Below are 19,019 nucleotides of genomic sequence, written 5' to 3'. Positions count from 1 at the left end.
GATCTGTTCTCCGGTGGCCGGTCAGAAGCGCAGGGCGCGAAGCGTGCGGAAGCTGGTCGTGACGTCGGGCAGATAGGGCGCAGGCGCCTGATCGTTCTCGACATAGAAATGCCGGACGCCCGCACTGCCCCTCAGGGCGAACAGCGCGCCGAAATCGATCGTCCCCTGCCCCACCGCGGTCATGCTGCGATCCGCGCGCATGTCCTTGACGTGATAGGCGTACAGGCGCGGCGACAGCCGGCCGATCAGCCCCGGCAGATCCTGGCCGGCATGAGCCGCCCAGTACAGGTCCAGCTCCAGCTTCACCAGTGCGGGGTCGGTTTCCCGCAACAGCCGGTCGTAGAGGCTGACCCCGCCGGGCCGGATCGTGAACTCGAAATCGTGGTTATGGTATGCGAAACCCAGTTCGGCCTTTTTCAGGTCGGCCGCGAACCGGTTGATGTTCGGCAGCGCCGCCGCCCAGCCCTGTTCGGTGCGATGCTCGTCGGTCATGTACGGCAGCACCACCGTGGCCGCGCCCAGCGTCTTCGCCATCGTCACCGACCGGTCGAACTGCCCGAGCAGTGCGTCATAGCCGATATGGACGGACGGCGCGGTCAACCCCAGGCGGTCCATCGTCCGACGCAGCATGGCATGGTCCATGGTGTCATAGCCGCCACCACCGAACTCGACCTCGCGGTAACCGATGCGCGCCATCTGCGCCAGCGTACCTGCCGGGTCCTTCGCGAACAGGTCGCGCACCGTGTAGAGTTGCAGCCCGATCGCCTTCAGCTGCGCCGCGGATACCGCCGGGGCGAGGGTCGACGCTGCGATCGCGCCGGTGCCGACGAGCAGGTTTCTACGGCTGAGGATCATGCGGAATACACCTTGTTGACCTGGGCATAGGGAAAGGCACCGTTATATTCGCCCGGCACCGGCAGATATTCGCGCTCCTGCGTCATGCCGATCTCCGACGTGTAATAGCCGGTGATGACGAGCTGTCGGAACGCCTCGAAAAAGTCGCCGCCGGACGGGATCTGACCGTTCATCGCCAGCGTCAGCAGCGCATCCTGCTGCACGGCGGTCGCCTGCGCGGCGGGGATGCGATGATCGCGCTGGCTGCGCGCCTCGATCGCGTCCAGTCCGGCGATGATCGGCACCCGGTCCGCCGGCATCGCCCAGTCGGCGAGCAGTTTCTCGATATAGGCCGGCACCCCCGCCGCGATCGCGCCGGGCGTATCGGTGGTCGGTAACACGCGTTCGCTGAGGGCGGTCATCAGCGAACGCTGCGCGGGCGTGAACACGGCGATGCTGGGGGGACCCTCGCTGATGGCCGGGATGGCGGCGGGTACCCCGGCGGCCTGCACGACCCCGGCCGCGCGGGCGATCGGGGCGAACAGGGTGGTGCCGAACATGGCGACGACCCCCGCGAGAGCGGTTCTGCGATCGATCATCGGCCGTTCTCCGTCAGATCCTGCGCGATCGCCGCCGCGGTCAGCGGCCGGACCCAGATGTTGCGGAACGCGACGGGGGAATCGTGGTCCTGCAACTGGATCGGCGCGGCATCGCCATGCGCCTTGTAGCCGGCGACCTGTCGCCAGATGGTGGTGCCCAGCATCGCCTGATGGTTCTGCACCAGCACGCCGTTCAGCATCGCGGTGACATAGGCGGGGCGCAGCAACGTGCCGTCCGGCGCGAAGCGGGGCCGTTCGAACACGATGTCGTAGGTCTGCCATTCGCCCGGCCGCCGCGCGGCGTTCACCAGCGGCGGCTTCCAGCCATAGACGGCACCGATTGTCCCGTCGGCATAGGTGGGATTGCGATAGCCGTCGAGGATCTGCACCTCGTAACGCTGCATGAACCAGATGCCGCTGTTGCCGCGATCCTGCGATGCCTTGGTCGGCGGACTGGGCGACCGGAATTCGAGGTGAAGCTGGACGTCGCCGAAATCCTGCCGCGAGACGAGATTGTTCTCCCCGCCGCTCCTTGCCCGCGACGGGATGGTCAGCGCGCCGTTCTCGACCGGCCACATCGTGCGGTCCGCACGCCACGCGTCGGTCGAACGGCCATCGAACAGCACCACCGCGTCGGCTGGCGCACCGCCCGGCACCGCCGCCGGGGCCACCACCACCGGGGCGGGCCGATTGGCGTCATGGACGCGCCACTGCCCGCCGGGCAGCATTGGCGTATCCCGGAAACCCGGCTTCTCCTGCGCCACGGCCGGCACGGCCGGCACGGCCGTCGCCAGCACCAGACCGGCCAGCGAGCGGATCGTCATCGCTGTCCCCCTCATGCCGCGTCGATCTCGCGATAGGCGGCGATCAGGCGGTCCTCACCCGGCCGGCCCGGCACCGAATTGCCATGCTCCATCCCGATCACGCCGGCATAGCGTTTCGCGCGCAGCCATCTGACGATCGAGCGATAATTGATCTCGCCCGTCGTCGGCTCCTTGCGGCCGGGATTGTCGCCGAACTGGATATAGCCGATCTCGTTCCAGCAGGTCGCCAGCGTCGGGATCAGGTTACCGGACTGGATCTGCTCGTGATACAGATCGGCCAGCACCTTCACCGCCGGGCTGTTGGCACCGCGCGCGACGGCATAGCCCTGCGCGACCGTCTGCATGTACACGCCGGGATGGTTGGTCCGGGTGTTGAGCGGCTCCATCACCATCGCGATGCCGTGCGGCGCGACGATCTCGCCGGCGCGGCGCATCACGTCGATCACCCGTGCAGTCTGGATGTCGACGGGCACCTTGGGATCCATGAAGCCGGTGACGACGGTCATCCGCGTCGCGTTCAGGCGTTTGGCGACATCGATCGAGGCGCGGATGTCGGCAAGGAAGCCCTCGCGGTCCGCCCCGTCCCCGGCGCCGAGCAACGGCCGCGATTTCGCCCATTGCGGCATGCTGGCGACGAACACGCCCATCGTCATGCCCCGATCCGCCAGCGCCTTCGCCATCGCGGTCTGATCGGCGACGGAGCGGGTGGCGGCCTCGTTATCCTCCCACGCGGTGAAGCCCTGATCGGCGGCATAGGCGATCTGTTCGACCCGCCCGCCCCGGCTGGCGAAGCTGCCCTCGTGCGGGGCATAGCCCAGCGAGAAGCGCGCCGCGTTACTCCCGCGACGCTGCGCGGCGATCCCGGCGGGCAGCAGCGATGCGGCGGCCCCCGCGGCGATCAGGGTGCGACGGGACACGTCCGTCACTTTGCGCCTTCCGCACGCAGATAGGCGATGATCGCGGCCCGCCGGGCCGGATCGGGCGTGGCGATCGGCATCCGCGTGCCGGGCACCTTCTTCGACGGCGCGGCGAGATATTCGTCGAGCGTCTTGTCGGTCCAGCGCAGCTTCGATGCCTTCATCGCCGCCGAATATTGAAAGCCGGGTACCGCCGCCGCGTCGCGCCCGACGACGCCGTACAGATTCGGCCCGATGCCGTTGCGCCCGCCCTTCTGGACGGTGTGGCACGCGCGACAGGCGGCGAAGGCGGGCGGCGCGTTCGCCGGCGCCTGGGCGGTGGTCGGCGCGGAGGCGATCACCGATGCTCCCGCCGCGACGACGCCCACGCCCATGACCATCAGCAGCTTCATTCCGTCTCTCCTGAATCGATCGGTGTCCATTTCCGGTCGGCATGGGCGTTGGCGATCACCGCCTCGATGAACCGCATCGTCCGCAACCCGTCGACCACGCCGGGGAAGCGGCGATCGCCGTCGCCCCGGATCGCCGCGGCAAAGGCGCGGTACAGGTTCGCGAACGCCTCGATATAGCCTTCGGGATGGCCCGCCGGGGTCCGCGTCAGCGCGGCGATCCCGTCGTGCAGGCCGGGGCCGCCGGTCCGCACCACCTCGGCCGGCCGATCCAGCCAGCGCAGCGTCAGCGTGTTCGGCTCCATCTGCGCCCATTCCAGCCCGCCCCGCTCGCCATGGATGCGCAGGCGCAGTCCGTTCTCCTCCCCCGCCGCGACCTGGCTGGCTTTGAGTACGCCGCGCGCGCCGCCCGCGAACCGCAGCAGCGCGCTGACATCGTCGTCCAGCCGCCGTCCGGGCACATGCGTCGCAATGTCCGCCGATACCAATTCCACCGACAGACCCGACACATGCTCGGCAAGCTGGAAGGCATGGGTGCCGATATCGCCTAGGCATCCGCCCATGCCCGCCCGCGCGGGATCGGTGCGCCATGCCGCCTGCCGGTTGCCGTCGGTATCGATCGGCAGGCTCAACCAGCCTTGCAGATATTCGACCTGTACCAGCCGGATCGCGCCGAAATCGCCGCGCGCGACGCGTAGCCGCGCCTCCTCGATCAGCGGATAGCCGCTATAGGTGAAGGCAAGCGCGAACTGGCTGCCGCTGGCTTCGACCGCCGCGGCGATCGCCTCCGCTTCGGCGACGTTCATCGCCATCGGCTTTTCGCACAGCACCGCGAACCCCGCCTCCAGCGCGGCGATCGCCATCGGTGCGTGGAGGTGGTTGGGCGTGACCACCGCGACCGCGTCGATCCGCTCGCCCGCCGGCAATGCCCGTTCCCCCGCGATCATCGCGTCGAACGACGGATAGATGCGTTGCGGGTCCAGATTGATCTGCGTCCCGGTACGCGCATTGCGCCCGGCATCGGTGCTGAACGCGCCCGCGACCAGTTGCCAGTCGCCATCGAGCGCGGCGGCCATGCGGTGGACCGCGCCGATAAAGGCCCCCTCCCCACCGCCGACCATGCCCAGCCGCAGCCGCGTCATGCGCCATCCCCCGACAGGCCGAGGATAGAACGGATCGATGCGCGATCGATGCCGCTCGCCGCGAAATCGTCGAACGGCCGTTCGGTCAGCCGGATGATATGGTCGCGGATGAAGGGCGCGCTCTCCCGCGCGCCATCCTCGGCCCGCTTCAACGCGCATTCCCATTCCAGCACCGCCCAACCGGCATAGCCATATTGCGCCATGCGGCTGAAGACGCCCGAGAAGTCGACCTGTCCGTCGCCCAGCGATCGGAACCGCCCGGCGCGGTCGACCCAATTCTCGTACCCGCCATAGACGCCCGACCGCCCGGTCGGATTGAACTCCGCGTCCTTGACGTGGAAACACGATATCCGGTCGTGATAGCGGTCGATGAAATCGAGATAATCGAGCTGTTGCAGCACGAAATGCGACGGATCGAACAGCAGGCGCGCCCGGGGATGATGGTCGACCGCCGCCAGGAAACGTTCCCACGACGCCCCGTCATGCACGTCCTCGCCCGGATGGACCTCGAACGCGCAATCGACGCCCGCCTCGTCGAACGCGTCGAGGATCGGCGTCCAGCGGCGTGCGAGTTCGGCGAACGCCTCCTCGATCAGGCCGGCGGGGCGCTGGGGCCAGGGATAGACATAGGGCCAGGCCAGCGCGCCCGAAAAGGTCGCATGCGCGGATAGGCCCAGATTGGCGCTGGCCCGTGCGGCGAGCGTCACCTGATCGACCGCCCATCGCTGCCGCTCCGCCGGCTTACCGCGCAGTTCAGGCGGCGCGAACCCGTCGAACAGCGCGTCATAGGCAGGGTGAACCGCGACCAGTTGCCCCTGCAGATGCGTCGAAAGCTCGGTGATCTCGATACCGTGCCGGGCCAGCGTGCCGCGCAGATCGTCGCAATAATCACGACTTTCAGCCGCCAGCGTCAGGTCGATCAGTTGCGGGCTGCATGGAATCTGGACCCCGACATAGCCGAGCCCCGCCGCCCATTCGGCCAGCCCGCCCAGCGTATCGAACGGCGGCTCCACGCCCAGAAACTGCGCCAGGAAGATCGCCGGCCCCTTCATCATCGCCGTCATGCCGCGACCTCCCGTCTCGTATCGTCGCGAAAGGTGAACTGGAACAGCAGCGCGATCACTGCCGCGGCAATGGCGGGATACCACCACATCTGCTGCCAGTCGGCGATGGTGGGCACGGCCGGCAGTTGCGCATAAAGCATCGCGCCGATCTGCGACCCCAGCAACATGCCGACGCCATAGGTGAACAGCGTCAGCATCCCCTGCGCCTGCGCGTTGACGCCCTTGGGCGTAGCGACGGTGCCGGTGTAGATCGCCCCGGCCACGAAGAAGAAATCGTAGCAGACGCCGTGCAGCGCCACGCCCAGATAGACCGCCCATAGCGACGAACCGCCGTCGCCGATCGCGAACAGCGCATAACGGAGCGCCCAGGCGATCATCCCGACCAGCAGCAGCGGCTTCACCCCGAACCGGCGGTACAGCCACGGCATCGAGAACATGAAGACCAGTTCGGACATCTGCCCGATCGCCAGCGTGCCGCCGACATTGGCGATCCCCGTCGCGCCGACATAGGGCGAGGCATAGGCGTAATACATCGCGAGCGGGATCGAGATCAGCGTCGCGCAGGTCATGAAGATCAGGAACGACCGCTGCTTCAGCAATCCGAACGCCTCGACGCAGAAGACCTGCCGGATCACGCTTTCGTCCCGCGGCGCATCGGAGGCGACATTGGGCAGCGTGAAGCTGTAGAGTCCCAGCGCGACCGAAACGACCGCCGCGACGCGGAATATCTGCGGGCTGGCGGACAGGCCGGCCCAGCCGACGATCAGGCCAGCGGTGATCCAGCCGAGCGTGCCGAACGCGCGGACGAACGGGAAATTGTCGGTCCGATCGCCAAAGCTCTTGAGCGCGATCGTGTTGGCGAGCCCGACCGTCGGCATATAGAGGATCATGTAGCCGAGCAGCAGCCACACAAAGGTGCCGCCCGCCGCCGGGGTCACGAACGACGGCAGCACGAACAGGATCACGCCGCCGACCAGATGCAGGATCACCATCAGCATCCGGGGGCTGACATAGCGTGCCGCCGCCATGCCGAGCAGGAACGATCCGACGATCGACGCGATCGGGCCGACCGAGAACGCGTTGCCGATCAGATTGCCGATCCCGACCGTCTGCATGACCAGGCCGAGCGTAACGTTCCACGCCCCCCACACGAAGAACTGCATGAACATCAGCGCGCTGAGTCGCCCGGTCAGCATGCCGCCCGCCGGGTTTACGCCTGTCGCGTGGGATGCATCATATGCAGCCGCCATTCACACCTCTCCGATCGCAGTTGTCCTGCTTGTCGAGGATCAGGCTACGAGGCCGCGAAACCGATGTAAAGGATTACATCACCGGTATATCGACATGATCGATCACGGGTTACAGAGGCCGGAATATGCCGACGATCATCGAAGTGGCCGCATTGGCAGGCGTCTCCACCGCCACGGTATCGCGCGTGCTGAGCCGGCCCGAACAGGTGTCGGAGGATACGCGCCGGCACGTGCTCGCCGTGGTCCGCTCTTCCGGCTATGCGCCCAACGTCGCGGCGCGGAGCCTGCGCACGTTGCGCGCGGCGAAGATCCTGCTGACCGTGCCCGATATCTCCAACACCTTCTTCGCCAGCGTGATCCGCGGGGCGGAGGAAGCGGCCCGGGACGCGGGCTATTCGGTCGTGGTCGGCGATACGCGCCATGATCCGGAGGTGGAGGATCAATATGCCGACATGCTGTCGCGCCGCGAGGTCGACGGGCTGATCTTCCTCGGCCACCGGCTGCCCGCCAGTTTGGCGGCGCTGCTGGTGCGGAAAGGCGCGGCGGCCCCGATCGTCAACGGCTGCGAATACAGCCCCGATCTCGGCGTACCCAGCGTCCATATCGACAATGCGGCCGCCGGCGCGGAGGCGATCGAACACCTGATCGGCCTTGGCCACCGGACGATCGGCGTCATCACCGGCCCCGAGGCCAGCCCGATCAGCCGCGACCGTCTGGCCGGCGCGGTGGCCGCTGCCGAACGCCACGGGCTGCGTGATGCCCTGCATATCGGCATCGGCGACTATGCCGCCGGATCAGCCTTCGAACAGACCCGTCGGTTGGTGGCGCTGGGCGTGACCGCGATCTTCTGCTTCAGCGACGAGATGGCGATGGGCGCCCTGGGCGCGATCGACGAATCCGGCCTGTCCTGTCCGGCGGACATATCGGTCGTCGGGTTCGACGATCTGCCCCTCGCCCGGTATTTCCGGCCGCCGCTCACCACCATCGCGCAGCCCAAGGGGATGATCGGCCGCCGCGCGGTCGACCTGCTGGTCGATATCCTGCGCGGGGTCGACAGCCCCTGCCGGCAGGTGACGTTGCGTCACGAGCTGGTGATACGCCATAGTACCGCAGCGCCGGCACTGACATGAACCGGCAGGACGAGAGGATGCCGATGCGCAGGAACCGATTGTTATCGCTCGTTTCGCTCGCCGCGCTGGCGCCGGTCGCGGTGCCGGCGCAAGGCGCGCCCGAGCAGGCGCAGACGACCGGCGGCGAACCGGCGGCGACACCCCAGCGACTGGTGCTGACCGATCTGCCGCGCGCCACGGGAACGCGGGTGACGCTGTTCGACGGGCGCACCCTGAACGACTGGCGGGGCTGGCTGGGTTATGCCGATCCCGCGCTGACCTATCGCGCCGATCCCGGTGCCCGGCCGATCGGCGCGGTGCGGGGCGGCAGCGACGGTGCCGATTTCGCGGTCCGCCGGATCGATGGCGCCCCCGCCATCTGGATCAGGGGACGAACCTGGGGCAGCCTGGTCCATCGCGCCGACCTGCGCGATTATCATCTGCGACTGCAATATCGATGGGGGGACAGGACGTGGGCGCCCCGTATCGGGCAACCGCGCAACAACGGCCTGCTCTATCACACGCATGGATCGCCCGGAGAGGTGTTCGGCACGTGGCGCCCGTCGATGGAGTTCGAAATCATGCAGGGGTCGACCGGCATGGCGGTGGTGGTCGGCGGCAAGATGCGCGGACGGGCCAGCGTCACGACCGATCCGTCGCTGATCGCGCCGCACCTGCGGTTCCGGGTTGGCGGCCGGCGGATTGATATGGTCAACAATACCCCGACATGGAACGTCGAGGCCGCAACCGACGCCGAACGCCCGGCCGGGCAGTGGAATACGCTCGACCTCTATGTGCTGGGGGATCGCGCCATCCATGTCGTCAACGGCGTTCCGGTCGCCGAGATCACCGACATCGCGACGATCGCGCCCGACGGCAGCCGACGCCCGCTGACGCACGGACATATCCAGCTGCAATCGGAAGGAGCAGAGACCTGGTTCCGCGCGATCACCGTCGAGCCGATCGATGCCCTGCCCCGGATCGTCGTAAAGGGGTGATCGCCGCAAAGGGCGGCGCTGGCATTGCCGCCCCGCCATCAGATCATCGAATAATTTGGTCGGGGCGACAGGATTCGAACCTGCGACCCCCACACCCCCAGTGTGATGCGCTACCAGGCTGCGCTACGCCCCGACCGATGAAGCCGTACCGACAGGGCCGGTACGCTCCAGAGCCGCGGCCTCTACGCGCGCTCCGGGACGGATGCAAGCGTCCGATTGCACCGACTTGCTCCGACGTCCTGATGATCCCGATCCCGTCACTCCGGCATCGCCCCGCCAGCCCGTTGCCACGGCCCGCTGCGGGTGGTAGCGGGCCGGTTCGTGCGCGAGGGGCCTGTGCCCTCGCCGATCAGCCATAAACGGGTCCGATGTTCATTCCCTCTGCCTACGCCCAGACGACCGGCGGCGCCGCCGCGAACGGTGGGATCGCCTCGTTTCTCAGCCTGGCGCCGCTGCTGCTCGTCTTCGTCGTGTTCTATTTCCTGATGATCCGCCCGCAGCAGCGCCGGATCAAGCTGTTGCAGCAGTCGGTGGCCGCAGTGCGCAAGGGTGACGGTGTCGTCACCGCCGGCGGCCTCGTCGGCAAGGTGACCAAGGTCGAGGACATCTTCGTCGAGGTCGAGATCGCCGCCAACACCCGCGTCAAGGTCGTGAAATCGACGCTGGCCGAGATCACGAGTTCCACCGCGAAGCCGGCGAACGACTGATGCTGGATTTTCCGCGCTGGAAGGTGTGGTCGATCATCGCCACGCTGGCGGTGCTGGTCGCGCTGGCGATCCCGAGTTTCCTGCCGGAGCGGGTAACCGCCGGCCTGGGTTCCCGCGTCCCCCACATCAATTTCGGCCTCGATCTGGCGGGCGGCAGCTATCTGCTGCTGGAGGCGGACACCGCCGATCTCGCCAATTCGCGGCTGGAGACGATGCGCGATCAGGTGACGGCAGAAATGCGCCGGGGCAAGCCGCGCATTGCGATCGGCGACATCTCCACGCGCGGCAACCAGCTGTCGTTCATGCTGCGCGACCCGTCGCAGGTCGATGCCGCGCGCGAACGCCTGCTGACGATCGCCGGCGGTGGCGCCGGTATGACCGGTCAGCGCGAGTGGGACATCCAGGTCGTCGATACCAGCCGCTTTGTGCTGAAGCCGACCGAAGCCGGCCTCGCGCAGGCGATCGATACCGCCATGGGCGACGCCACCGAGGTCGTTCGCCGTCGTATCGACGAACTCGGCACGCGCGAACCGACGATCATTCGCCAGGGCACCGACCGCATCGTCGTGCAGGTCCCCGGCCTCCAGAACCCGCAGGCATTGAAGGACCTGCTCGGCAAGACCGCGCGGCTGGAATTCAAGCTGGTCGACCTGACCGCGACGCCGGAACAGCTGGCACAGAAACAGGCGCCCGTAGGCAGCCAGATCCTACCCTATCCGGGCAATCCCGCCGGCCCGCCGGTGATCGCGGTAAAGCGTTCGGTCATCATCTCTGGTGACCAGCTGATCGACGCATCACAGACCTTCGATCCGCAGGACAATCTGCCGCAGGTGGCGATCACCTTCGACGGGACAGGCGGTCGCCGCTTTGCGCGCGTGACGCAGGAAAATACCGGCAAGCCGTTCGCGATCATCCTCGACAATCAAGTAATCTCGGCACCTAATATCAATGAACCAATTCTGGGCGGCCGCGCGTCGATTTCGGGCAACTTCACCGTCGAATCGGCCAATCAGCTCGCCATCGCGTTGCGCTCGGGCAAGTTGCCCGTCGCGTTGAAGGTGATCGAGGAATCCACTGTCGGCCCCGAACTGGGGCAGGATTCGATCCGCGCCGGCGTCCTTGCCTCCGCCGTCGCGGTGGCGCTAGTGGTGGCGTTCATGCTCGTCACCTATGGCCGGTTCGGTTTGTATGCGAACCTCGCGGTGGTCATCAACGTGTTCGTCATCGTCGGCGTGCTGGCCTTTTTCAAAGGCACCCTCACCCTGCCCGGTATCGCCGGCTTCGTGCTGACGATCGGCACCGCGGTGGACGCCAACGTCCTCATCAACGAACGCATCCGCGAGGAGCGGCATCGCGGACGCAGCGTCGTGCAGGCGGTGGAGCTGGGCTATAAGGAGGCCAGCCGCACCATCTTCGAGGCGAACGTGACGCACGCGATCTCGGGCGTCATCATGCTGGTGCTGGGTTCCGGCCCGGTGAAGGGCTTCGCGGTCGTGCTGCTGATCGGCATCGCCACGTCGGTGTTCACCGCCGTCACCTTCACCCGGATGCTGGTGGCGCTGTGGATTCGCCGCACCAAGCCCAAGACGATCAACATCTAAGGCGAGCGGCCCCATGAAACTTCTCAAGCTCGTCCCCGACGACACCAACATCGATTTCGTCGCCTGGCGCAAATGGGCCTTCGGACTGACGCTGGCGCTGTCGATCATCGCCATCTCGCTGGTCGGTCTGCGCGGTTTGAACATGGGCGTCGACTTCGTCGGCGGCCTGTCGATCGAGGAACGCTTCCCCACCCCGCCCTCGCTCGACCGGGTGCGGGAAGTGGTGGATGCGCAGGGCGTCGGCCAGGCTGCGCTCCAGCAGTCGAGCGACCAGCGCACCGTCACGATCCGCCTGCCGGTGCAGAACAGCGCCGATGAAGGCGCCACCAACGCCGTCGTCCGCAAGGTGGAATCGGCACTGGCGCGGGAATTCCCCGGTGCGACTTTCAGCCGTTATTCCACCGTGGGCGGCAAGGTATCGGACGAACTGAGATGGAAGGGCGGAATGGCCGTCTTCTTCGCCATCCTCGGCATCGCACTGTTTGCCATCTTCCGGTTCGAATGGCAGTTCGGCGTGTCGACGGTGGTGGCGATCGTCCACGATCTGCTGATGACGCTCGGCTTCTTCGCGCTGATGAGGAATTATTTCGAAGTCGATCTCAACACCGTCGCCGCGGTGCTGACGATCATCGGCTATTCGATCAACGACAAGATCGTGATCGACGATCGCATCCGCGAGAACATGCGCCGCTATCGCAAGATGGAGATGCGCGAGATCATCAACCTGTCGGTGAACGAAACGCTGCCGCGTACCGTCATGACCTCGCTCACCATCCTGCTGGCGCTGGGCGCGCTCCTGCTGCTCGGCGGGCATGTGCTGCGCGGCTTCACCGCGGCGATGATCCTGGGCATCGTGGTCGGCACCTATTCGTCGATCTACGTCTCGTCGTCGCTGCTCATCACGCTCGGCCTTCGTGCCGAACCCAACCGCGAAAAGCCCGGTACGCTCGACAAGCGCCGCGTCCCGGATGCGGAGCGGATCGTCCCACGGGAACGTTGAGGCGGGTGATGAGGATAGCCCGATGAGAATGGAACGCGGTCAGCCCGTGAACGGGCCGGCGATCCGTGGCTTCACCACCGCGGGCTATCGCCTCGACGACGTAACGGTCGCGCCATCGCTGTTGCTGACGATCGATCGCGCCAGCGACTGGACGCCGCCACCGCTGGCGGAACTGACGATCGCGGCGCTGGAACCCGCGCTGGACCCGAAGCCGGAATTCATCGTGCTGGGTACCGGCGCCAGGCTGGTCCGCCCGCCTTTGTCGCTGGTTCGCGCGCTCGACGCGCGCGGGATCGGGCTGGAGGCGATGGACAGTCGTGCCGCCGCCCGTGCCTGGGGGATGCTCCGCGAGGAAGGCCGGCCGATCGCGGCGGCGCTCTACCCGCTCGACGCCTGATCCCCGCCTATCGTGGGGAACCCCTGTAGCGGAAAGGGGTGGAGGAGACAGCCCCCACCCCCCGTCACGATCAAAGGCGGACCGTGCCTGGATAGGCGAACAGATAATCCGCATCCTCGCTGGCCGTGATCGTCTCCGATCCGGTCACCGTCACGCATTCGCCCGCCTTGAAGGCGACACCGGCCACCTCGCCGCGGCCCTTCACCGGCACGATCCATGCCGTCAGCCCCTCGGGCAGCGCCACCGGATGCGTGCCGCCGGTCCAGCGTTCGAGCACGAATTTCGGCCCCTCGACCAGCACGGTGCGATGGTCGCCCGCCGGCCCCGGCGACACGATCGGCCGATAGGGATCGAGATGCGCCACCGCGACGCCGTCATCCAGATGCAGTTCGCGCGGCCGGCCGTAATCGTAGAGGCGATAGGTCGTCTCCGAATTCTGCTGCACCTCGATCAGGGTCAGGCCCGCGCCAATCGCATGGATCGTGCCCGACGGCGCATAATAGAAATCGCCCGCCTTCACCGGCACCCAGTCCAGCTTGCCCTCGATCGATCCGTCGAGCGCGGCGGCGCGCAACTCGTCCGCCCCGATCGCCTGTTTCGGCCCCAGCGCGATCGTCGAATCGGGGGTCGCCGACAGAATCGTCCAGCATTCGTCCTTGCCGCGCGGCAGGCCACGCTTGTGCGCCTCCTCGTCATCCGGGTGGACCTGCACCGACAGTTTCTCACCCGTGAACAGGTATTTGATCAGCAGGTCGGGCGCGGTATCGCCCGGCGCCTGGAACCACACCTCGCCCACGGGCTCACCGCCGCCCTGAACATCGTCAAAGCCGGGATACAGGTCGCGCCGGCCCCAGGGTTTCTCGACGCGGTGGGTGTGGAGCAGCGTTGCCGGCATGGAATCCCTCGAAATCTGACTTAAGATGATCGCGGAACGCGCGGGGGCTCCGCCCGCTCCGCTTCGGCATCGTCTAGCCTATTGTTCGGGCGCTGTCCGCTGCGCTAAGGCGGTCGCCGATGCGTATCCCCCAGTCCCGCGCGCTTGCCCTTGCGCTTCTTGCCGCCGTCGCCCTTCCGGTCGCTGGCTGCGCCCGCAACCAGGCGGCCAAGGGCGACACGCCCTATATCGCCCGCGATGTCGGCACGCTCTATTCCACCGCCCGGCGCCGGCTCGACCAGAGCCGGTACAAGGAGGCCGCGATCCTGTTCGACGAGGTGGAGCGTCAGCACCCCTATTCGATCTGGGCACGCCGCGCGCAGCTGATGAGCGCGTTCAGCTATTATCTGGCCAAGGATTATACCGCGTCGATCCAGTCGGCGCAGCGGTTCATCTCGGTCCATCCCGGCAACCGCGATGCACCCTATGCCTATTATCTGATCGCGCTCGGCTATTACGAGCAGATCCAGGACGTGACGCGCGATCAGCGGATCACGCGGCAGGCGCTCGACGCGCTGGGCGAACTGACCCGCCGTTACCCCAACACGCGCTACGCATCGGACGCACGGCTCAAGATCGATCTGGTCAACGACCATCTCGCCGGCAAGGAGATGGAGATCGGTCGCTTTTACGAAGCCCGCAGCCAGTGGCTGGCCGCCAGCATGCGGTTCCGCAGCGTGATCGACCGGTATCAGACCACCACCCACGCGCCCGAGGCGCTGATGCGCCTGACCGAGACGTATCTGGCACTGGGCGTCCCGGCCGAGGCGGAGAAGTCCGCGGCGGTGCTCGGTGCGAACTATCCCGGCAGCGACTGGTACGAACACGCCTACAAGCTGATGAAGGACCATCCGGTACAGCAGGCGGCGCTGGTCGCCCCCGGTACGGCGATCGTGCCGCCGGGCACCAAACCCAATTCGCTGCCCGGCCTCAGCACCGATGCCACCCGCAACGCGCAGCCCGATGCGGTGCCCGGTGCGGCCCAGCCCTCGACCGCACCGGTCACGGGTCCCGGCGGGGCGGCCCCGGTCGGCCCCGGTGCGGGTGCCGCCACCCTGCCCGGCCAGCCGACGCCCCAATAAGGGCGACCCGGAACAAAAGCGGTTCAAATCCGTCGCGAACCGGCGTACATCGCTGCCGATGCTGACCGCGCTTTCCATTCGCGACGTGGTGCTGATCGAGGCACTGGACCTCGATTTCGGTGCCGGCCTCGGCGTGCTGACCGGCGAAACCGGTGCCGGCAAGTCGATCCTGCTCGATGCGCTCGGGCTGGCGCTGGGCGGGCGCGGCGATAGCGGGCTAGTCCGCCACGGCGCCGGCCAAGCGGTGGTGACCGCCAGTTTCGATCCCCCCGATGCGTCACTATCGGCGCTGCTCGACGGCAACGGGGTCGAGGTCGAACCCGGCGAGCCCCTGCTCGTCCGCCGCGTGGTGAAGGCGGATGGCGGTAGCCGCGCCTTCATCAACAACCAGCCCGCCTCCGCCACGCTGTTGCGCGAGATCGCGCCGCGACTCGTGGAAATCCACGGGCAGCACGATGATCGCGGCCTGCTCGCCGCACGGGGCCACCGGGCGCTGCTCGATGCGTTTGGCCGCTGCGACCCGTCGGAGGTCGCGCGCGCCTGGATCGCCTATCGCACCGCCGAGGCCGATCTGGCCACCGCCCGTGCGGAGATCGAAACCGCCGCGCGCGACCGCGAATGGCTCGAACATACCGTCGCCGAACTCGACAAGCTCAATCCCCTGCCCGGTGAGGAGGAAACCCTCGCCGATCAGCGCCGCACCATGCAGCGCGCCGAAAAGATCGCGGGCGATCTCGCCGCGATCGGTGATTTCCTCGACGGCTCCGATGGTGGCCTCGCCCAGTTGCGTCAGGCCGCGCGTGTCCTCGAACGCGTCGCGGAGGATCATCCCGCGCTTGCCGATGCGCTCGCCGCGATCGATCGTGCAGTGGCCGAAAGCGGCGTGGCGGAGGAACGGCTGCACGAGGCGCGCCTTGCGCTTGCCTATGATCCGCGCACGCTGGAGGATGACGAGGCCCGCCTGTTCGAATTGCGGGCGATGGCGCGCAAGCACCGGGTCCAGCCCGATGGGCTCGCCACCCTCGCCGCCGAACTGACCGCGCGGCTTGAACGACTCGACGCCGGCGAAGGCGGTATCGCCAAACTGGAAAAGACCGTCGCCACCGCTCGTGCCGCCTATGACAAGGCCGCCACCGCGCTCACCGCCCGGCGCGTCGCCGCGGCCACGGGGCTCGATGCCGCCGTCGCGGGCGAACTGGCGCCCTTGAAGCTGGATGCCGCCCGGTTCCGCACCGTCGTCGCCACCCAATCGCCCGACGGCTGGTCCGGTGCCGGCAAGGACCGGGTCGAGTTCGAAATCTCGACCAACCCCGGTGCGCCTTTCGCCCCGCTGACCAAGATCGCCAGCGGCGGCGAATTGTCGCGCTTCATCCTCGCCCTGAAGGTCGCGCTGGCCGATCAGGGCGGGGCGGCGACGATGGTGTTCGACGAGATCGATCGCGGCGTCGGCGGCGCGGTCGCCTCCGCGATCGGCGAACGTCTCGCCCGCCTAGCCCGCGCCACGCAGTTGCTGGTCGTCACCCACAGCCCGCAGGTTGCGGCGCGTGGCGCGGCGCATCTGCTGATCGCCAAATCGTCGGACGGCACCGTCACCCGCACCGGCGTCCGCCAGTTGTGCGAGGCTGAACGGCGGGAGGAGATCGCGCGGATGCTGTCCGGCGCCACCGTGACGGACGAGGCGCGGGCGCAGGCCGATCGGCTGCTGGAAACCGCCTGACCTTGCGGCCTTCCGCCGCCACCGATACCTCCGCGATCATGGACCCGCTGCCCGAATCCGATCTTGCCGCCGCCGCCGAACTGGAAACGCTGGCCGCCGAGATCGCGCGCCACAACCGCCTCTACCATAATGACGATGCGCCCGAGATCAGCGACGCGGATTATGACGCACTCGTCCGCCGCAACACCGCGATCGAGACGGCCTTTCCACACTTGATCCGCGCCGACTCGCCCAACACGCAGGTCGGGGCCGCCCCCGCCGGCCATCTGGCCAAGGTCCGCCATGCGCGACCGATGACCAGCCTCGACAACGGCTTTGCGGACGAGGATATCGTCGAATTCGTCGCCCGCGTCCGTCGCTTCCTGAAACTGTCGGACGACGAACCCGTCGCCCTCACCGCCGAACCCAAGATCGACGGCCTGTCTTGCTCGCTCCGTTACGAAGACGGCCGGCTGGTGCAGGCGCTGACCCGCGGCGACGGCACCACGGGCGAGGATGTAACCAGCAACGTCCGCACCATCGCCGATATTCCCGACCGGATCACCGGCGCGTCCGCGATCTTCGAGGTGCGCGGCGAGGTGTACATGGCCAAGGCCGATTTCACTGCGCTCAACGCGCGCCTCCTCGCCGAGGCGACCGCCGCCGGCAAGGAACCGCGTCAGTTCGCCAATCCGCGCAACGCCGCAGCCGGCTCGCTTCGCCAGAAGGAAGCTACCGTCACCGCCGGGCGCCCCCTGCGCTTCCTGGCACATGGCTGGGGCGAGGCGAGCGAGGTGCCCGCCGATACGCAAACCCACCTCGTTGACCATCTGCGCCGTTGGGGTTTCCCGATCGCCGCCGCCTTCACGCGCGTCGATGACGCCGCCGGTGCCCTCGCCGTGTACCGCGATATCGAACGGGAACGCGCCGACCTGCCCTTCGACATCGACGGCGTCGTCTACAAGCTCGACCGCCTCGACTGGCAGGCACGACTCGGCATCGTCGGCCGCACCCCGCGCTGGGCGATCGCGCACAAATTCCCGGCCGAGCGCGCCCAGACCACCCTCAACGCGATCGACATCCAGGTCGGCCGCACCGGTGCCCTCACGCCTGTCGCCCGGCTGGAACCGGTGACGGTCGGCGGCGTCGTCGTCACCAACGCCACGCTGCACAATGCCGACGAGATCGAGCGGCTGGGCGTCCGTGTCGGCGACCGTGTGATCCTGCAACGCGCGGGCGACGTGATCCCGCAGATCGTCGAGAACCTGACCCGCGACGTCGACCGCCCCGCCTTCGTCTTCCCCGACACCTGTCCCGAATGCGGCAGCCTTGCGGAACGTGGCGAAGGCGAGGTGGTCGTCCGCTGCACCGGCGGTCTCGTCTGTCCGGCGCAGCGGGTCGAGCGACTGATCCATTTCGTCTCGCGCTACGCGTTCGATATCGTCGGTCTCGGGCTGGTCCGGGTCGAGGAGTTCTTCCGCGACGGCCTGATCGCCTCCCCCGCCGACATCTTCCGCCTCCACGCGCACCGCGATGCGCTGATCGCACGCGAGCGGATGAGCGAACTGGTGGTCGACAAGCTGCTCGCCGCGATCGATGAGCGCCGCACCATCGCGCTGGATCGCTTCCTCTTCTCGCTCGGCATCCGTCATGTCGGCCAGATCACCGCACGCGATCTTGCCCGGCGCTATGTATCCGCCAAACGGTTCGCGGCGATGATCCACGCAGCCCTGCGCGTCCGCCGCGCCACCGTGCCCGCGATCGGCGAGCCGGAGCGCAAGTTCGTGCTGCGCCGGGGCCGCGCGCTGGTGGCGGCGATCGACACCGCCGGTATCGGCCCGGAGGTCGCCGACGCGCTGCTCGGCTTCTTCGCGGAGCCGCACAACCGCGCTGTCGTCGCCGATCTGCTGCGGCAGGTCGACCCGCAGGACGTCGTCCACGAAACCCGCGCCTCCGCCATTGCCGGCCAGACCGTCGTCTTCACCGGCACGCTGGAAACCATGAGCCGCGACGAGGCGAAGGCGCAGGCGGAGACGCTCGGCGCGCATGTTTCCGGTTCCGTCTCCAGGAAGACGGATCTCGTTGTCGCCGGCCCCGGCGCGGGATCGAAGGCGAAGAAAGCCGCCGATCTCGGCATCCGCACGATCGACGAAGCCGAATGGGCGGCGATCGTCGCCGCGGCGGATGCTTCGGACACGCCGATCCAGATTCAAAAAGAGACCAACGACCCGCAGACTCAATAAATATCGTCGTTAGACATATTTCATTGCCAGACATTGCCTTGGATAACGCAAATTTTACATTGTAGGAATGTTAGGTAATAAAATCGATAACACAATGTATGATCTTATCTTGGATCCTGTTTGCAAGTCAGGGACTATGCGACTTGAAGTTGAAGCATGCCGTTATGTGATAAGTAATACATCAATATTTTAATTCTTGAATATGTCACCCCCGCTCATCATCTGAAGTTCGG

Annotated in this window: 18 protein-coding genes and 1 tRNA gene; 9 read left to right on the top strand and 10 right to left on the bottom strand. The window is 67.2% G+C overall.

The window, feature by feature from the left end; all coding sequences use genetic code 11:
• Positions 1–21: 21 nt before the first annotated feature.
• Genes ABD719_RS10575 through ABD719_RS10540 form a run of 8 tightly spaced genes read right to left on the bottom strand, consistent with a single transcriptional unit; the run spans position 22 to position 6,965 of the window.
• Positions 22–855 carry a sugar phosphate isomerase/epimerase family protein gene (locus ABD719_RS10575; protein WP_344693336.1) on the bottom strand — a complete coding sequence of 278 codons (834 nt, stop codon included), beginning with the start codon at positions 853–855 and terminating at the stop codon, positions 22–24.
• Positions 852–1,433, bottom strand: coding sequence for a gluconate 2-dehydrogenase subunit 3 family protein (locus ABD719_RS10570; protein ID WP_344693335.1), 582 nt, complete (start codon positions 1,431–1,433; stop codon positions 852–854). Before ABD719_RS10570 ends, ABD719_RS10575 begins: the two co-directional genes overlap by 4 nt.
• On the bottom strand, positions 1,430–2,257 hold the full coding sequence (locus ABD719_RS10565; protein WP_344693334.1) for a 3-keto-disaccharide hydrolase: 828 nt from the start codon (positions 2,255–2,257) through the stop codon (positions 1,430–1,432). The genes ABD719_RS10570 and ABD719_RS10565 overlap by 4 nt, the downstream gene beginning before the upstream one ends.
• 11 nt (positions 2,258–2,268) lie before the next feature.
• Positions 2,269–3,174, bottom strand: a complete 906-nt coding sequence (locus ABD719_RS10560; RefSeq protein WP_344693333.1) for a hydroxypyruvate isomerase family protein — start codon at positions 3,172–3,174, stop codon at positions 2,269–2,271.
• 5 nt (positions 3,175–3,179) lie between these two features.
• Entirely contained in the window at positions 3,180–3,566 is a 387-nt protein-coding gene (locus ABD719_RS10555; protein WP_344693332.1) for a c-type cytochrome, read from the bottom strand.
• Positions 3,563–4,705, bottom strand: a complete 1,143-nt coding sequence (locus ABD719_RS10550; protein WP_344693331.1) for a Gfo/Idh/MocA family protein — start codon at positions 4,703–4,705, stop codon at positions 3,563–3,565. Before ABD719_RS10550 ends, ABD719_RS10555 begins: the two co-directional genes overlap by 4 nt.
• Positions 4,702–5,769 carry a sugar phosphate isomerase/epimerase family protein gene (locus ABD719_RS10545; protein WP_344693330.1) on the bottom strand — a complete coding sequence of 356 codons (1,068 nt, stop codon included), beginning with the start codon at positions 5,767–5,769 and terminating at the stop codon, positions 4,702–4,704. The genes ABD719_RS10550 and ABD719_RS10545 overlap by 4 nt, the downstream gene beginning before the upstream one ends.
• On the bottom strand, positions 5,766–6,965 hold the full coding sequence (locus tag ABD719_RS10540; protein ID WP_344693329.1) for an MFS transporter: 1,200 nt from the start codon (positions 6,963–6,965) through the stop codon (positions 5,766–5,768). The genes ABD719_RS10545 and ABD719_RS10540 overlap by 4 nt, the downstream gene beginning before the upstream one ends.
• Before the next feature lie 179 nt (positions 6,966–7,144).
• Here ABD719_RS10540 and ABD719_RS10535 point away from each other — a divergent pair, with 179 nt between their 5' ends.
• Both ABD719_RS10535 and ABD719_RS10530 read left to right on the top strand, forming a co-directional pair.
• Positions 7,145–8,149 carry a LacI family DNA-binding transcriptional regulator gene (locus tag ABD719_RS10535; protein WP_344693328.1) on the top strand — a complete coding sequence of 335 codons (1,005 nt, stop codon included), beginning with the start codon at positions 7,145–7,147 and terminating at the stop codon, positions 8,147–8,149.
• A gap of 17 nt (positions 8,150–8,166) precedes the next feature.
• A complete protein-coding gene (locus tag ABD719_RS10530; RefSeq protein WP_344693327.1) occupies positions 8,167–9,126 on the top strand; it encodes a 3-keto-disaccharide hydrolase in 960 nt (319 codons plus the stop codon).
• Positions 9,127–9,182: 56 nt separating this feature from the next.
• On the opposite strand, the gene ABD719_RS10525 is transcribed toward ABD719_RS10530, so the two are convergent.
• Positions 9,183–9,259: transfer RNA gene (locus ABD719_RS10525), tRNA-Pro, on the bottom strand.
• Between the two features lie 235 nt (positions 9,260–9,494).
• Between ABD719_RS10525 and yajC the strand changes: the two genes are divergently transcribed.
• The 4 genes from yajC to ABD719_RS10505 are packed head-to-tail and all read left to right on the top strand — an operon-like array spanning position 9,495 to position 12,831.
• Positions 9,495–9,833: a preprotein translocase subunit YajC gene (yajC, locus tag ABD719_RS10520; protein ID WP_192123186.1), complete on the top strand. Its 339-nt coding sequence runs from the start codon at positions 9,495–9,497 to the stop codon at positions 9,831–9,833.
• On the top strand, positions 9,833–11,434 hold the full coding sequence (gene secD / locus ABD719_RS10515) for a protein translocase subunit SecD (RefSeq protein ID WP_344693325.1): 1,602 nt from the start codon (positions 9,833–9,835) through the stop codon (positions 11,432–11,434). The genes yajC and secD overlap by 1 nt, the downstream gene beginning before the upstream one ends.
• Positions 11,435–11,447: 13 nt before the next feature.
• Positions 11,448–12,434 (top strand): protein translocase subunit SecF, encoded by a 987-nt coding sequence (secF, locus tag ABD719_RS10510; protein ID WP_344693323.1) that lies wholly within the window; start codon positions 11,448–11,450, stop codon positions 12,432–12,434.
• Between the two features lie 22 nt (positions 12,435–12,456).
• Positions 12,457–12,831, top strand: a complete 375-nt coding sequence (locus ABD719_RS10505) for an Mth938-like domain-containing protein (RefSeq protein WP_344693322.1) — start codon at positions 12,457–12,459, stop codon at positions 12,829–12,831.
• A 70-nt stretch (positions 12,832–12,901) separates the two neighbouring features.
• Here ABD719_RS10505 and ABD719_RS10500 read toward each other — a convergent pair whose 3' ends face one another.
• Positions 12,902–13,726: a class I mannose-6-phosphate isomerase gene (locus ABD719_RS10500; RefSeq protein ID WP_344693321.1), complete on the bottom strand. Its 825-nt coding sequence runs from the start codon at positions 13,724–13,726 to the stop codon at positions 12,902–12,904.
• A 119-nt stretch (positions 13,727–13,845) separates the two neighbouring features.
• On the opposite strand from ABD719_RS10500, the gene ABD719_RS10495 reads away from it, so the two are divergent.
• From ABD719_RS10495 to ligA, 3 genes are read left to right on the top strand one after another with little or no spacing between them, the layout of a single operon-like run.
• Positions 13,846–14,847 (top strand): outer membrane protein assembly factor BamD, encoded by a 1,002-nt coding sequence (locus ABD719_RS10495; RefSeq protein ID WP_344693320.1) that lies wholly within the window; start codon positions 13,846–13,848, stop codon positions 14,845–14,847.
• A gap of 58 nt (positions 14,848–14,905) precedes the next feature.
• Positions 14,906–16,564, top strand: coding sequence for a DNA repair protein RecN (gene recN, locus ABD719_RS10490; protein ID WP_344693319.1), 1,659 nt, complete (start codon positions 14,906–14,908; stop codon positions 16,562–16,564).
• Positions 16,565–16,602: 38 nt separating this feature from the next.
• Positions 16,603–18,786 carry an NAD-dependent DNA ligase LigA gene (gene ligA, locus ABD719_RS10485; protein WP_344693457.1) on the top strand — a complete coding sequence of 728 codons (2,184 nt, stop codon included), beginning with the start codon at positions 16,603–16,605 and terminating at the stop codon, positions 18,784–18,786.
• Positions 18,787–19,019 lie beyond the last annotated feature (233 nt).

The sequence above is a fragment of the Sphingomonas cynarae genome (assembly GCF_039537815.1).
GTDB classification, from domain to species: Bacteria; Pseudomonadota; Alphaproteobacteria; order Sphingomonadales; family Sphingomonadaceae; genus Sphingomonas; species Sphingomonas cynarae.
The sequence above is the reverse complement of the archived record's forward strand: the minus strand, read 5'-3'. Positions and strand labels throughout refer to the sequence as shown.

Coding starts and splice junctions, on each gene's coding strand:
- ABD719_RS10575 (WP_344693336.1), bottom strand. CDS start 855: ATGATCCTCAGCCGTAGAAACCTGCTCGTCGGCACCGGCGCGATCGCA.
- ABD719_RS10570 (WP_344693335.1), bottom strand. CDS start 1,433: ATGATCGATCGCAGAACCGCTCTCGCGGGGGTCGTCGCCATGTTCGGC.
- ABD719_RS10565 (WP_344693334.1), bottom strand. CDS start 2,257: ATGACGATCCGCTCGCTGGCCGGTCTGGTGCTGGCGACGGCCGTGCCG.
- ABD719_RS10555 (WP_344693332.1), bottom strand. CDS start 3,566: ATGAAGCTGCTGATGGTCATGGGCGTGGGCGTCGTCGCGGCGGGAGCA.
- ABD719_RS10550 (WP_344693331.1), bottom strand. CDS start 4,705: ATGACGCGGCTGCGGCTGGGCATGGTCGGCGGTGGGGAGGGGGCCTTT.
- ABD719_RS10545 (WP_344693330.1), bottom strand. CDS start 5,769: ATGACGGCGATGATGAAGGGGCCGGCGATCTTCCTGGCGCAGTTTCTG.
- ABD719_RS10540 (WP_344693329.1), bottom strand. CDS start 6,965: ATGCTGACCGGGCGACTCAGCGCGCTGATGTTCATGCAGTTCTTCGTG.
- ABD719_RS10535 (WP_344693328.1), top strand. CDS start 7,145: ATGCCGACGATCATCGAAGTGGCCGCATTGGCAGGCGTCTCCACCGCC.
- ABD719_RS10530 (WP_344693327.1), top strand. CDS start 8,167: ATGCCGATGCGCAGGAACCGATTGTTATCGCTCGTTTCGCTCGCCGCG.
- yajC (WP_192123186.1), top strand. CDS start 9,495: ATGTTCATTCCCTCTGCCTACGCCCAGACGACCGGCGGCGCCGCCGCG.
- secD (WP_344693325.1), top strand. CDS start 9,833: ATGCTGGATTTTCCGCGCTGGAAGGTGTGGTCGATCATCGCCACGCTG.
- secF (WP_344693323.1), top strand. CDS start 11,448: ATGAAACTTCTCAAGCTCGTCCCCGACGACACCAACATCGATTTCGTC.
- ABD719_RS10505 (WP_344693322.1), top strand. CDS start 12,457: ATGAGAATGGAACGCGGTCAGCCCGTGAACGGGCCGGCGATCCGTGGC.
- ABD719_RS10500 (WP_344693321.1), bottom strand. CDS start 13,726: ATGCCGGCAACGCTGCTCCACACCCACCGCGTCGAGAAACCCTGGGGC.
- ABD719_RS10495 (WP_344693320.1), top strand. CDS start 13,846: ATGCGTATCCCCCAGTCCCGCGCGCTTGCCCTTGCGCTTCTTGCCGCC.
- recN (WP_344693319.1), top strand. CDS start 14,906: ATGCTGACCGCGCTTTCCATTCGCGACGTGGTGCTGATCGAGGCACTG.
- ligA (WP_344693457.1), top strand. CDS start 16,603: ATGGACCCGCTGCCCGAATCCGATCTTGCCGCCGCCGCCGAACTGGAA.